This is a genomic window from Nocardia higoensis NBRC 100133 (assembly GCF_000308595.1).
GTDB lineage: Bacteria > Actinomycetota > Actinomycetes > Mycobacteriales > Mycobacteriaceae > Nocardia > Nocardia higoensis.
This window is the reverse complement of the sequence record NZ_BAGA01000070.1, coordinates 74,015-87,711: the sequence shown is the minus strand read 5'-3', so window position 1 is coordinate 87,711 and position 13,697 is coordinate 74,015. Positions and strand designations below refer to the sequence as shown.

Below are 13,697 nucleotides of genomic sequence, written 5' to 3'. Positions count from 1 at the left end.
CATCGAACAACGAGGTACACGATGACCCCCCACTCGACATTCTCCTCGGATCTGCTGTCCGGCAAGAGCATCCTGATCACCGGCGGTGGCACCGGCCTCGGCCGCGGGGTCGCCCGGCATCTGGTCGAGCACGGCGCGCAGGTGCACCTTTGGGGCCGCCGCGCGGCCGTGCTGGCCGAAGCAGCGGAGGAAGCTTCGGGCGGACGTGCCGGAACCGTGCACTATCACACCGTCGACGTGCGTGACTACGATAACGTCGACGAGACGATGGGCCGGATCTGGGCCGAGCACGGCCCGCTGACCGGTGTTCTCAACAACGCCGCGGCCAACTTCATCGCCCAGACCAAGGACCTGAGCCCGCGCGCCTTCTCCGCGATCACCGGCACCGTGATGAACGGTTCGTTCCACACCACTCACGCCGCAGGCAAGCGCTGGATCGCCGAAGGCCTGCGCGGCAGTGTGCTGTCCACCCTCACTACCTGGGTGTGGACCGGTTCAGCCTTCGTCGTACCTTCGGCGATGGCCAAAGCGGCCGTGCACTCGATGACCATGTCACTGGCTGTCGAGTGGGCCAAGTACGGAATCCGTGTCAACGCCGTCGCCCCGGGGCCGATCCCCACCGACTACGCCTGGGAGATGCTCAATCCCACCGACAAGAGTTCGGTGGGCGCCACCCAGGCCGACCAGATCCCGGCCGGGCGCACCGGAACCATCGAGGAACTGGCCAATCTCACCATGTTCCTGCTCTCGGACGCGTGCGACTATCTGACCGGCCAGACCATCGCCATGGATGGCGGTCAGATGCTGGCCGGACCGGGCACGTTCGCCGGACTCAACTCGCTCACCGATGCCGACTGGCAGCAGATCAAGGAAACCAGCAAGGCGGCATCCGAGGCCAGCAAGGCCCAGCGGACGGTGTGAACAGGCGACCACGAAGAAGGGGCGCATCCGATTCGATCGGATGCGCCCCTTTTCGTCTGCCGATTTCAGCGCAGCGACGGCTGGTAACGGTAGGAGTTGCTGCGCGAGAGCGCGAACTCGAAAATGCCCACCCCGGCCACCCCGTCCAGATCGAAGGCGCACAGCCGGTCGGTCAACGCCGAGTCCAGGGTGCGCGGCGAGATCGAGCCGTCCAGCGGGTAGCGGTCGGACTCGATGTGGTCGAGCCCGTGCGAGATCCCGTGGTGCCCACCGTATCCGGCGCCTGCCATGTAACCGCCGCCGACACCGGCGTCGGCGTGCATCAGATGCCTGCGCCCCGAGGCGGTACGCACTTCGACCTGTCCGCCGATCAGGTCCAGACCGTCGGTGAACTCGAGCGCGTGCCGCACATCGATGATCGGGTCGAGGGTGCCGTCTTCTGCCATGATCGCCCCTTCGAGCAGCAGCCGCTCGTGTGTGCGGGTCTCGACGAGCAGGAAGCCGACGGCGAACTCCGGGAACTGCGCCTGATACCAGATGTGCAGGCCCTGACCGCCGGACATGGTCCGCACCCCGCGGGAACGATCCCGCTGCCCGTACCAGCCGTCCACCCGGGTGCCGGCGCCGTCGATGGTGAGGGTGCCCTGGTACCGCCCGGATTGGAAGAGATGATCGAAGGAGGTGCGTTGCGTGGAAGCGTTGGTGACCGCGATCGTGCCGAACCAGGCGGGGGTCCGCGCGCGCCAGGTGAGATCGAACTCGACGTCGATCTCGTTGGGCGCCAGGCGCAGCCGCCACTCCCGGTTCGGTTCGACGACCTCCACCCGCAGTGGTCCGGCCCCGGCGCGGCCGCCGACGCCGAGCACCGTCGAGAACCGCAGGTTGCGCTGCTCGGCGCGGTCGGAGACGACGACGAACCCGTCGGAGGTGTCCTTGCCAGGGTAGATGCCGAAGCCGGTGATCAGCGATGGCGCCAACGCGTCGACGGGATGCAGGTTGAACATGAGCCGGTCGAAGAACCCATCGGGAAGGCCGGTTTCGTCCGGGCCGACCAGGGGGTCGTGGAAGGTTCCCGCCGCTTCTCGGGTGATCGCCATGAATGCTCCTTGTTGTGGAATGCGCCCGCGGGGCTACCGGCGGACTGTGTCGGCCTCCGCGATACCCGCGCTGCGGCGGGCGTCGTCGAGGAAACGCCGGACCAGTCCGGGATCGGCGTAGTAGGGGTCACCGATGCCGTCGAGCACCCGGCGGCGGCTGTACTCGTAGAGCACGGCCAGCTTCCACAGCGCCAGCGTCGTGTACCAGGCGACGTTCGTGAGGTCGCGGCCGGTGCGGACGCTGTAGCGCTGCGCCAGTTCGTCTTTGGACGGATATCCGGGCTCGAGCATCGCGGCGCCGAGTTCGGCAGTGGGGTTCATCGGTCGCCCCGGCTCAGGAACCGTGGCGAGCAGATAGCCCACGTCCAGCAGTGGATCACCGATAGTGGCGAGTTCCCAGTCGAGAACGGCCGCGACACGGCCGGGCGTGTCCGGAGCCAGCACGACATTGCCGATGCGGAAGTCGCAGTGCACCAGCGTCGCTCCCGACTCCGGTGGCGTATTCGCCACGAGCCAGGCATCGATATCGGCGAATTCCGCTGGCGGATCACCGTTGTCGTCGGCTACCAGCCGGCGCATCCGCTGCAGGTGCCTGGCATTGAAGCCCTCGGGTCGCCCCATGCGTTCCAGACCTGTGGCGCGCCAATCGACGGCGTGCAACGCGGCGAGGGTGTCGACCAGGTCGTTGCCCACGGCCTGACGCTGTTCGGGTGTGTCCAGTGGTGCGGGAGTGCAGCTGGTGACCACCGGGCCACGCGCGAAACTCATCACGTAGAACGGGACGTCGAGCACCTCGCCCTGCTCGGCGACGGCGAGCACCTCCGGCACCGGCACCGCTGTCGAGTGCAACGCGGTGAGCAGCTTCGCCTCGCGCAGCATGTCGTTCGCGCCGGGCGGAATCGGCGGCGGCGGCGGGCGGCGCACGATCACCTGCCGGGTACCGTCACCGACGAGGAAGGTCAGATTGGAGTGGCCGTCGCCGATAGCCCTGGTGGTGATCGGGCCATCAAGGATTCCGCGGTCTGCGAGGAATCGCGCCAGATCGCCGCGCGTCTGCGAGGTCCAGTCCCAAGCCAACGCGGTCACCGGCCGGTGAACTCGGGCAGGCGCTTCTCCTTGAAGGCCGCCAGCGCTTCGGGCATGTCATCGGTCCGGGTCAGCAGCGCTTGGCCACGGTTCTCCAGCTCGAGTGCTGCCTCATAGGAACCGATCTCGGCATTGCGTTGGATGGCACGCTTGGACATCCGCACACCGCCGGGTGAATTCTTCGCGATCGTGCGGGCCATCGCCAGCGACTCGGTCAGCAACTGGTCGGCGGGGAACACATGATTGACCAGTCCGATGCGCAAGGCCTCCTCGGCCTCGACGATGCGGCCGGTGTAACCGATCTCGGCCGCCCGGGCCGGACCCACCAGCCGGGCGAGGTTGAACGAGGTGCCCAGCTCGCCGATGGACAGGCCGACCTTCACGAATGCGGCGCTCATCTTCAGCGTCGGCGCCGCCATGCGGATGTCGCACGCCAACGCCAGCGCCAGCCCACCGCCGGTGGCCGGACCGTGGACGGCGGCGATCACGGGGAAGGGCAGATGCCGGATCGACTGGATGCCTCCGGTCGCGACCTCCTGGAACTTCAGGAATTCCCGCACCCCCATCTCGGTGATGACATGGATCTCGTCGAGGTCGAAGCCGGCGCAGAACGCACGCTCACCGGCCCCGGTGACGATCAGCGCGCGCAAGCCGCTGTCGCGCAGTGCCCGGCCCGCCGCCAGATATTCGTGGAACATTCGCACCGTCTGGGAGTTCATGCGGTCCGGACGGTTGATCCGTAGTATCCCGATTCCCGGTTCGGCCTCCTCGAAGGTCAGCGTCTCGAGTGCGGGGAAATCGATGGTCATGTCGCAGCCTGTCTGCTGGTGTCGCGGGAGGTTTCAGTTGCCCTGGAACTGCGGAACACGCTTTTCCTTGAACGCGTTCAACGCCTCGGCCATATCCGGGCTGCGGGTGAGTAGCGCCTGTCCCCGGTTCTCGAGTTCGAGGGCGGTGGCATAGGAGCCGACCTCGAGGTTGGCCTGCAGGGCGCGCTTGGACAGCTGCACGCCACCGGGCGAATTCGCGACGATCTGCTCGGCCAGCGCCAGCGCCGCGGCGACCACATCGTCCTCGTGCACCGAATTGACGATGCCGAGCTCGCCCGCCTCCTGTGCCTCCACGATCCGTCCGGTGAAGCAGATCTCGCTGGTCTTGGCCGGGCCGATCAGCCGCGTCAGCAGCCAGGAGGTGCCGAGATCACCGGCGGACAGCCCGATGCGCACAAACGCCGCGTTGAACTTGGCCGCACGGCCTGCGAGTCTGATGTCCGCCGCGAGCGCCAGCGCGAGCCCACCCCCGGCGGCCGGCCCGTTCACAGCTGCGATGACCGGAACGCGCAGCGAACGGATCGCGCTCAGCGCACGGGCGGCGCGCTCCTGTTGGTCGAGCATGCCGAGCGCACCCAGATTCGGCAGGGCGTCGGCGTCGGCGAGGTCGTAGCCCGAGCAGAACGCCCGGCCCGCGCCGGTCAGCACCACGACGCGGCAGCTGTCTTCGGATTCCAGCCCCCAGGCGAGGCGCTCCAGTTCGACGAACATGGTGTTGGTCATCGCGTTGTAGCGGTCGGGCCGATTCAGCGTCACCACCACGATTCCCGGCCGCACTTCCTCCACGAGCAGCGTCTCGAATCCATCGTCCAGTGTCTTCACAACAGTCTCCTCTGCGATCAGCGGAAATCGGGGGTGCGCTTTTCGACGAAAGCGGTGATGCCCTCGGCCGCCTCCCCCTCCTCGAACAGTGACTGGATCTGCTCGACCTCATAACGGGCACCCTCCGCCAGCGGAAGGTCACCGGCAGCGTCCACTGTGCGGATCACCGCCAGCTGCGCGGGCAGCGACGGGCCGAGCAACTCGACAGCGAGCTCCAGTGCGGCGTCGAGAACGTCGCCGTCGGTCAGCCGGTCGGCCAATCCGATCCGATAGGCCTCCTCCGCGCCGACCTGGCGCGCTGTGAGCATGATGTCGAGCGCCCTACCCCGGCCGACCAGGCGAGGCAGGCGTTGGGTTCCGCCTGCGCCGGGGATGAGACCGAGCTTGACCTCGGGCAGTCCGAACCGGGCGCCGGCTCCCGCCACGCGCAGGGTGGCCGCCATCGCGAGTTCCAGCCCGCCGCCGAGAGCGGCGCCGTCGACCGCGGCGACCGAGATCCAGGGCGCGGCCGCAAGCCGATCGTTGACTTGGCGCATGAGGTCGCCGTAAGCGGTGAACGCTGCCGCATCGATCGACGACAGATGTTTGATATCGGCACCGGCCGCGAAGTATTTCGGCAGCGCCGAGGCGATCACCATCACCTTGACATCTCCCGCCTTCTCCGCGGCGTCCATCGCGGCGTGCAGCCCCTCGAGCAGCGGCACACCCAGCGCATTGGCCGGTGGACGCTGCATCCGTACCACGGTGATTCCCGGTTGCACGGTCTCCCACGTGACCACCTCTGCGGCCCGGTCCGTCATGTCGCCCTCATCTCGCTGAATCCTCGCCGGTCGCCGGCCTTCCCTCCCTGCAAACTAGACTCGACCGAAGTTTGAGTCAACCATTATTTTGGTATGACCAAAAGTATAGTTGCATGTCAAGTCGCTTCCCTGGCCTACCACCTGGTAGATTTAGGTAAGACCAAATGCAGAAAGCAGGTGGTAATGGTCGAGTCGCCCTCGCCTGGCATGACGGCGCGCCAGCCGGTCCGGTTGCAACCGATGCAGGTACCCAAGGCATCCGACGTCCTCGCCAACGAACTGCGCGAGCGTATCCTGCGCGGCGAATTCCCCTCCGGCACCGCCCTGCCGCCGGAACGTGAACTGGTCGTCCAGACCCAGATGAGCCGCACCACCGTCCGTGAGGCGCTGCGGATCCTCGAGGTACAGGGCCTCATCGTGATCAAGACCGGCCGCTCCGGTGGCGCCTTCGTGCAGCAGCCCGGCGGCGACTCCGTCGCCACCTCGGTCAGCTTGCTGATCCGCGGCCAGCAGTTGCGGCTGACCGCTCTGCTGGAGACCCGGGAGGCGATCGAGCCCGCCTGCGCCGGCCTGGCGGCCAAGTACCGCACCGAAGAGGATCTCGCCGCGCTCGATGCCGCCAATATCGCCATCGGAGATCTCACGCTGCCGCTCGAGGACTTCCTGCAGGCCAACGTGGAGTGGCACCTCGCGGTCGCGACCGCAAGCCACAACGAGCTGCTCACCGGATTCATGACCGCGCTGTCGAAGGCCATCTACAGCTCGACCGAGAACCAAGCGTTCGTCGACGACGACGTGCGCAAGACGACCTACCGGGCCCACAAGACGATCACCGACGCGATCAGGGCCGGCGATCCCGCCGTAGCGACGCGCCGGATGAACAAGCACGTGCACGGCTACGCCGAGGCCGTGGTCCAGGTCGAGCAGCGCACCGAGATCGATCTCGGCGCCTCCTGAGGACCGACAGGACGGGCAGATGTGCCCGTCCCCCCGGTCAGACCGTAGCGGCCAAGTGCTGCCGCAGACCGGCGAGAATCGCGGTATTGGTGACCCGGGTCTGCGCGTCGGTCAGCCCCCACGGCGGCGCGATGAGGTCGAGGTGATCGAAGCCCGCCGGAATGCGGGCGAGCGCCGCGGGGAAATCGTCCGGTCGGCAGGCGATGGCGATGGTGTCGATCATCTCGTCGGTAACCGCGCCGATGAGTGCATCGTGGTCGCGTTCGCGAGCCGCCTGCCGGATGCGCTGCTGATGCGCACTCCATCCATGCAGTTCGAACAGCCGGTCGTAGACGTGGGAGGCGGCGTACTGCCCGATGGCGTAAGCAGCTTGCCTGCGAGCGATATCGACGTCCTCATCGAGCGCGCACATGCGGATGCCCATCACCGTTACCGTGCCCGGATCGCGCCCCGCGCGAGCAGCGCCCGCCGCGAGCTGCTCGGCCACCGGACCACCCACGTACTCCGCGGTGAACATCGGATGGCCGATCAACCCGTCGGCGTACTGCCCGGCAGTCCGAAGCATCAGCGGATTGACCCCGGCGATCCAGATCGGTATCTCCGGCCGCACCGGCTCGGGCACCTCGGCCGTCGGCACCACGTGCACCTGATAGAACCGGCCGTCGTGATGCACCGGCCCCTCGTGTAAGCGCCACAGCGCCTTGAGCACGGTCAGCAGTTCGGCCATCCGGGCCGCGGGCGCTTCCCCATTGACCCCGTGCCAGGCATTCATCATCGTCGGAGTGCCGTTTCCGAGCCCGAGAATGATCCGGCCACCGGACAGTTCGTCGAGGTCGCGCGCCTCGGCCGCCCACATCAGCGGGCTGCGCCCGACTCCGTAGGCGATATTGGAACCGATGGCAATGGTGCTCGTGCCCGCCGCGATAGCCGCCATCGGGATGGTGGCCGAGCGGCTGTAGAGCTCGCTCGTCCACACCGCAGCGCACCCGATCTCCTCGGCTTCGCGCGCCAGTTCGGCCATCGACTCGAATCGCTGCCTGCCCCGGCCGACACCGAACGCGTTCACACCGAAGGTCGTCACCTGGAGAAACCTCTCGTCATGCCCGGCGGGGGAATCGGTCGAACCGCGGCGTGCGCTTGGCCTTGAATGCCTCGCGCCCTTCCTTCGCCTCCTCGGTGGCATAGAAGAGGAGGTTGGTGTCGTGTGCCAGTTGCTGGATGCCGGCCAGGCCGTCCTCGGCCGCATGGAAGCTCGCCTTCATCAGGCGCAGCGCCATCGGCGAGAGCTCCATCATCCGCCGACACCAGGCCACCGTCTCCGCCTCCAACTGTGCCAGCGGCACGACGGTGTTGACCAGTCCCATCTCGAGGGCTTCGGCCGCGTCGTACTGCCGGCACAGGAACCAGATCTCTTTGGCCTTGCGTGCCCCGACCATGTTCGCGAGTAATCCCGCGCCGAATCCGCCGTCGAAGGAGCCCACCTGTGGGCCGACCTGGCCGAGACGGGCGTTGTCGGCGGCGATCGTCAGGTCACAAACGATCTGCAGCACATGTCCGCCACCGATCGCGTATCCGGCGACCATGGCGACCACAGGCTTGGGCAGCCGACGGATCTGCACCTGCAGATCGGTCACATGGAAACGGCCTATCGCGTCCGGGCGATCCGGGTCGGTCAGATAGCCGGTGTCGCCGCGCACCCGCTGATCGCCGCCGGAACAGAACGCCTTGTCGCCCTGTCCGGTCAGTACGATCACGCCGATCTCGGGGTCTTCCCGCGCATCGGTCAGCGCGTCCGAAATCTCGACCAGGGTCTGCGGCCGGAAGGCGTTGTGCACCTCGGGCCGACAGATCATGATCCGGGCGATGCCGTCCTCGGTGCGAGAGTATTCGACGTCCTCGTAGCGGCGGACCGTTGTCCACTCCACGTCGACAGCGCTCATGCCATCGTCAAGCCGCCGCTGACCGACAGCGTCTGGCCTGTGATGTAGCCCGCCTCGTCCGAGGCGAAGAAAGCGACCGCCGCGGCGATATCGGCGGGCAGCGCGAGGCGCTTCATCGGCACCGAGCGGGTCATTCCGCCGATCACCTTGTCGGCGTCCTGGCCGGAGTTGTCGGCGAACTTGCGCAGCGCGGGAGTGTCGGTCGGGCCGGGGCACACCGTGTTCACGGTCACGCCCTTGGTCGCGACCTCCCGGGCCAGGGTCTTGGTGAAGGCGATGATGCCGCCCTTGGCGCCCGAGTAGACCGCCTCCAGCGAGGAACCGACCCGTCCCGCGTCCGACCCGATGTTGATCACACGGCCGAATCCGCGCTCGATCATGCCCGGCACCACGGAATGGTTGACCCGCAGCGCACCCTTGAAGTTGATCTCGAGGATCTTGTCCCAGAAGGCCTCGTCGGTGTCGAGGAACTTCATGAAATCGTCCCAGCCGGCGTTGTTGACGACGACCTCGATCGGGCCGAGTTCGGTGGTGACCTGCTCCACCGCGGCGCGCACCGATGCGGTGTCGGTGACATCGACGGAAATGGCCACGGCCGCACCGCCCGCCGCTTCGATCTCCTTCGCAGTCTGCTGGGCGGCCTCCAGATTCAGGTCGGCCACGGCGACCCGGAAGCCCACCGCGGCCAGTTTGCGCGAGATTCCTTCGCCGATGCCCTGCGCGCCACCGGTGACGAGTGCGACTCGGTTGCTCATGATGTCGATCCTTTCGATAGTGATCAGTCCTCAGGCGCGGCTGCCCGCACCCTGCTGTCTTCGGTCTGTCCTTGGTGCAGTCACGCTGCGGCACGCGCAGCGCGGGTGAGGTCGTCGCGAAATTCCGGTGCGGCGACAGCGATGAGGCGGCGCCGGCGTTCGGCCAGCGGTTGGCCGCGCAGGTGCGCGATCCCGTGTTCGGTGACGACGCAGTCGACGTCGGCACGCGCGGTCGTGACGACCCCCTCGTCGAGGGTCGCCTTGAGTGACGAGCGTCCGCGCACCGTCGAGCGGAGCGCGATGATGGACCGCTTGCCGGTCAGCGCGGCCGCCCGCGCGAAATCGACCTGGCCACCGACCGCTCCCAGGTATGTCCCGCGGCTCATCTCCGCCCCCACCTGCCCGGTCAGGTCGACCTCGATCGCGAAGTTCACCGCGACCAGAGACGACAGCTGCGAGAGCACCTGCGGCGCATGGGTGTAACTGGTCGGCCGGAACAGCACCGGCAATTCCGGGAGCCGCCCGTACAGCTCGGACGAGCCGAGAGCGGTACCGGCCACCACCCGTCCCGCATCGATCTGCTTACGCGCCCCGGTGACCACGCCCTTGTCGATCAATTCCAGCACACCGTCGGTGATCATGCCGGTGTGTACGCCCAGGTCGCGATGCCCGGAGAGCGCATCGTGGACGGCCGCTCCGAGCGAGCCGATGCCGACCTGGACGGTGTCGCCGTCTTCGATCAGTTCGGCGATGTACCCGGCGATCGCCAGGTCCGGCTCGCCGGCCGGACGGCGGTTCTCCTCCTGCAGCGGCCTATCGGTACTGATCGTGGCTGCGAAGCGCTCCACGGGAATGCGGGGCGAACCCGGAACCACCGGCATCTGCGCGTTGATCTCGGCGATCAGCACCGGCGTGTGCTCGAGTGCATCGGCCATGTAGTCGACACCGATGCCCATCGAGCACAAGCCGTCCCGATCCGGCGGCGCCACCTGGATGAGCCCCGCATCGCACGGCAGTCGCCGCTCGCCGAACATCCGCGGCAGCGCCGAGTAGTGGCAGGGAACCACCTCGAGCTGATCGGTCGCGCCCAGCTCGCGGAGCGCACCGAGACCACCGTAGGAAACCATCGTGTCGGCCGACGAGAACGATTGCGCCAGTTGATCGTTCCAGCTGAGCCCGGTGAACAATCGCAGCGGTCCGAGCGCGTCCGCCTGCGCCAGCAGCTGGTCGACCAAGGGGCGTGGCTCGGCGGCGGCCTGGCTCCACCACACCCCGGCGCCCGGCCGGATCAGCTCGCCGAAATTCACCATCAATCCACCCGCTCGAGCAGCGTGCCGGTGCCCAGTCCGCCGCCGCAGCACATGGTGACCAAGCCGAGCGCGCTGTCGCGACGCTCCATCTCGCGCAGGATCGACGCGATCAGCCGCGCGCCGGTGGCGCCGACTGCGTGCCCGAGCGCGATCGCGCCGCCGTTGACGTTCACCCGGTTCTCGTCCGGCTTCAGTTCCCGCTGCCAGGCCAGCACGACCGAGGAGAAGGCTTCGTTGACCTCGAAGAGGTCGATGTCGTCGACGGTGAGACCGTTGCGATCGAGCAGCTTGTGCGTGGCCGGGATCGGCCCGGTGAGCATGATGATCGGATCGACGCCGACCGTGGTCTGATCGGCGATACGCGCCCGCACCCGCAGTCCGTACCGTTCGGCGGCCTCCCGCGTACACAGCAGCACCGCGGCGGCGCTGTCACAGATCGGGCTGGAGCTGCCCGCGGTGACGCGCCCGTGGTCGGGGCGGAACACCGGTGCGAGCTTGCCCAGCGTCTCCAGGGACGTTCCGGGCCGGATGCACTGATCGCCCGTGCGGATCTCACCGTCCAGTTCCATCCGCACCATCTCGTCGGTGAACCGTCCCGCGCCGACCGCTTCGGCGGCCAGGCGATGGGACCGCACCGCGAACTCGTCCATCTCGGTGCGCGAGATGCCCCAGCGATCGGCGATCAGCTCAGCGCTCTCGCCCTGAGAGACGAAGTCGTAGCGCGCCCGGAGCTCGGCAGGCCACGGTTCGCCGTACAGCTCGCTGATCGCGACCGGGGAGTTCATCGGCACGTGCCCCATGTGCTCGACACCACCGGCGATGACGATGTCGTGCACGCCCGACGCGACGAGCGCGGCCGCGAAGTTCACCGCGGTCTGCGCCGATCCGCAGCGCCGGTCCAGTGTGGTGGCCGGAACCTCGGCGGGGTAGCCCGCCTGGAGCCAGGCATTGCGCCCGATATTGCGGGACTGCTCGCCGAAGGGAGCGGTGCACCCGATGACCAGATCCTCCACCACAGCCGGGTCGATGCCCGTGCGCGCGACGAGGTCCTGGTAGCAGGCGGCAAGCATGGCGTTGGGATGGGTATCGCGGAACCATCCCTTCTCCGGGTGTGACTTGCCGATCGGAGTGCGAACCGCCTCGGCGATCACCACCTCACGGCCCGCGTTCGCGAAAGGTCCGGAAACTCGGCTCATGTCAGATCACCGTCCCACCGTCGACCGGCAGCACCTGGCCGGTGATGTATCCTGCGGCGCCCGAGGCCAGGAAGACGAAGGTGGGCGCGATCTCGTCCGGATAGGCCCAACGGCCCAGCGGGATACGCGCGAGCGTCTTGGCCGCCAGCTTCTCGTTGCTGCGGATGTTCTCGGTCATGGCGGTGGCGGCGAGCGGAGCGATCGCGTTCACCGTGATGGCGCGGCGAGCCAGCTCCCGGGCCAGCGACTTGGTCAGCCCGATAATCGCGGCTTTCGCCGCGCCGTAGTTGGCCTGCCCGATGGTGCCGGTCAGTCCCGCCGCAGAAGTGACGTTGATGATCCGGCCGGTACCGTCGTCGGGCAGATGATCCAGTGCGGCCTGGCTGCAGTGGTAACTACCCATCAGGTGCGTGTCGAGCACCCGACGGAACTTCACCTCGTCCAGCTGCGGGAACATCGCCGGGGCGATCACCCCGGCGTTGTTCACCAGGATGTGCAGCGTGCCGCCGCCCAGCCGGGCGGCCGCGGCGGCGGCATCGCGCGCGTTGCCAGGATCGCAGACGTCGAGGGCGAACGAATCCGCTGTCCCACCGGTCTCGGTGATACGTGCGGCGACCGCGGCGGCCGCGTCCTTGTCGATATCGGTGACCAGCACCGCGGCGCCCGCCGCGGCGAAGGCTTCGGCGACGGCTGCTCCGACGCCGCCACCGGCGCCGGTCACGAGTGCGGTACGACCGTCGAGCGCGAAGGCCTGAAGGCCGGCGGGCGTTGTCTTGTCGGTCATCAGTAGCTCCTGGGGAGGCCGAGGACATGCGAGCCGAGGAAGTTCAGCACCATCTCCTGGCTGATCGGCGCGATCCGGGTCAGCCGGGCTTCGCGGAAGTAGCGGGAGACGTTGTACTCCTCGGAGTAGCCCATGCCGCCATGCGTCTGCAGTGCCCGATCGGCGGCGTCGAAACCGGCGTCGGCGCACAGGTACTTGGCGGTGTTCGCTTCCCGGGCGCAGGGCAGGCCGTTGTCGTAGAGCCAGGTCGCCTTGCGCAGCATGAGTTCGGCGGCGTCCAGCCGTGCCAGCGAGTCGGCGAGTGGGAACTGGATGCCCTGGTTCTTGCCGATCGGACGGCCGAAGACTTCGCGGTCGTTGCCGTAGCGCACGCCGGCCCGGAGCGCGGCCCGACCGATGCCGAGCGCCTCGGCGGCCACCAGCATCCGCTCGGGGTTCAGGCCGTCGAGAATGTAGGTGAAGCCTTTGCCCTCCTCGCCGACGCGGTCCTCCACCGGGATCTCGAGATTGTCGATGAACAGCTCGTTGGAGGTGACGGCGTTGCGCCCCATCTTCGAGATGGGCCGGATCTCGACCTTGCTCCGGTCGAGGTCGGTGAGGAACAAGGTCATGCCGTCGGTCTTGCGCGGCGACTCGTCGAACTTCTGCGTTCGCGTCAGCAGCAGGATCTTCTCCGACTCCATCGCCTTGGAGATCCAGACCTTGCGGCCGTTGACGACGTAGGTGTCGCCCTCCCGGCGGGCGAAGGTGGTGATCCGGGTGGTGTCGAGACCGGCGCCCGGTTCGGTGACGCCGAAGCACACGTGCAGATCGCCGTTGACGATGCGCGGCAGCGTGCGCTGCTTGAGTTCCTCGCTGCCGTGCACGATCACCGGATGCATGCCGAAGATCGACAGATGCATCGAGCTGGCACCGTTCATTCCGGCACCGGAGGCGGCCACCTGTTCGAGCAGGATCGAGGCCTCGGTGATGCCGTAGCCGTGCCCGCCGTACTCCTCCGGGGTGGTGATGCCCAGCCAGCCGCCTTCGGCGAAGGCGTTGTAGAACTCCGTCGGGAATTCGTGCGCCGCGTCCTTCTCCGCCCAGTACTGATCGTCGAACTTCGCCGCGAGTTCGGCGACCGCGTCACGAATGGTGACCTGGTCTTCCGTCAGTTCGAAATCCACCTGGGGTTCTCCCTCTCATCTTTGCGGTAACTA

General features: G+C 67.6%; 14 protein-coding genes. 2 read left to right on the top strand and 12 right to left on the bottom strand.

Annotation, left to right across the window (positions count from 1 at the left end; all coding sequences use genetic code 11):
• The first annotated feature begins 21 nt into the window (after positions 1-21).
• Positions 22-921: an SDR family oxidoreductase gene (locus tag ON26_RS09995; RefSeq protein WP_040795748.1), complete on the top strand. Its 900-nt coding sequence runs from the start codon at positions 22-24 to the stop codon at positions 919-921.
• A gap of 65 nt (positions 922-986) precedes the next feature.
• On the opposite strand, the gene ON26_RS09990 is transcribed toward ON26_RS09995, so the two are convergent.
• Genes ON26_RS09990 through ON26_RS09970 form a run of 5 tightly spaced genes read right to left on the bottom strand, consistent with a single transcriptional unit; the run spans position 987 to position 5,556 of the window.
• Positions 987-2,018 carry an Rv3169 family protein gene (locus ON26_RS09990; protein WP_040795747.1) on the bottom strand — a complete coding sequence of 344 codons (1,032 nt, stop codon included), beginning with the start codon at positions 2,016-2,018 and terminating at the stop codon, positions 987-989.
• Positions 2,019-2,051: 33 nt separating this feature from the next.
• Complete coding sequence (locus ON26_RS09985; RefSeq protein WP_040795840.1) at positions 2,052-3,095, bottom strand: phosphotransferase family protein; 1,044 nt, start codon at positions 3,093-3,095, stop codon at positions 2,052-2,054.
• A 5-nt stretch (positions 3,096-3,100) separates the two neighbouring features.
• On the bottom strand, positions 3,101-3,913 hold the full coding sequence (locus tag ON26_RS09980) for an enoyl-CoA hydratase/isomerase family protein (RefSeq protein WP_040795746.1): 813 nt from the start codon (positions 3,911-3,913) through the stop codon (positions 3,101-3,103).
• Positions 3,914-3,946: 33 nt separating this feature from the next.
• Positions 3,947-4,756 (bottom strand): enoyl-CoA hydratase/isomerase family protein, encoded by an 810-nt coding sequence (locus ON26_RS09975; protein ID WP_040795745.1) that lies wholly within the window; start codon positions 4,754-4,756, stop codon positions 3,947-3,949.
• 17 nt (positions 4,757-4,773) lie between these two features.
• Positions 4,774-5,556 carry an enoyl-CoA hydratase/isomerase family protein gene (locus tag ON26_RS09970; RefSeq protein ID WP_040795744.1) on the bottom strand — a complete coding sequence of 261 codons (783 nt, stop codon included), beginning with the start codon at positions 5,554-5,556 and terminating at the stop codon, positions 4,774-4,776.
• A gap of 240 nt (positions 5,557-5,796) precedes the next feature.
• Here ON26_RS09970 and ON26_RS09965 point away from each other — a divergent pair, with 240 nt between their 5' ends.
• Entirely contained in the window at positions 5,797-6,513 is a 717-nt protein-coding gene (locus ON26_RS09965; protein ID WP_040795839.1) for a FadR/GntR family transcriptional regulator, read from the top strand.
• A gap of 37 nt (positions 6,514-6,550) precedes the next feature.
• Here the strand turns inward: ON26_RS09965 and ON26_RS09960 are convergent, their stop codons facing one another.
• The 7 genes from ON26_RS09960 to ON26_RS09930 all read right to left on the bottom strand — a co-directional run bounded on the left by ON26_RS09960 (position 6,551) and on the right by ON26_RS09930 (position 13,664).
• Complete coding sequence (locus tag ON26_RS09960; RefSeq protein ID WP_040795743.1) at positions 6,551-7,594, bottom strand: LLM class flavin-dependent oxidoreductase; 1,044 nt, start codon at positions 7,592-7,594, stop codon at positions 6,551-6,553.
• A gap of 16 nt (positions 7,595-7,610) precedes the next feature.
• The gene (menB, locus tag ON26_RS09955) at positions 7,611-8,453 is read right to left on the bottom strand and encodes a 1,4-dihydroxy-2-naphthoyl-CoA synthase (protein ID WP_040795742.1); all 843 of its coding nucleotides are present in this window, start codon (positions 8,451-8,453) and stop codon (positions 7,611-7,613) included.
• Entirely contained in the window at positions 8,450-9,208 is a 759-nt protein-coding gene (locus ON26_RS09950) for an SDR family NAD(P)-dependent oxidoreductase (protein ID WP_040795741.1), read from the bottom strand. The genes menB and ON26_RS09950 overlap by 4 nt, the downstream gene beginning before the upstream one ends.
• Positions 9,209-9,288: 80 nt before the next feature.
• Positions 9,289-10,518: an acetyl-CoA hydrolase/transferase family protein gene (locus tag ON26_RS09945; protein ID WP_040795740.1), complete on the bottom strand. Its 1,230-nt coding sequence runs from the start codon at positions 10,516-10,518 to the stop codon at positions 9,289-9,291.
• Positions 10,518-11,714: a thiolase family protein gene (locus ON26_RS09940; RefSeq protein WP_040795739.1), complete on the bottom strand. Its 1,197-nt coding sequence runs from the start codon at positions 11,712-11,714 to the stop codon at positions 10,518-10,520. Before ON26_RS09940 ends, ON26_RS09945 begins: the two co-directional genes overlap by 1 nt.
• A 1-nt stretch (position 11,715) precedes the next feature.
• A complete protein-coding gene (locus ON26_RS09935; RefSeq protein WP_040795738.1) occupies positions 11,716-12,498 on the bottom strand; it encodes an SDR family NAD(P)-dependent oxidoreductase in 783 nt (260 codons plus the stop codon).
• Entirely contained in the window at positions 12,498-13,664 is a 1,167-nt protein-coding gene (locus tag ON26_RS09930; protein ID WP_040795737.1) for an acyl-CoA dehydrogenase family protein, read from the bottom strand. The genes ON26_RS09935 and ON26_RS09930 overlap by 1 nt, the downstream gene beginning before the upstream one ends.
• Between the last annotated feature and the right edge of the window lie 33 nt (positions 13,665-13,697).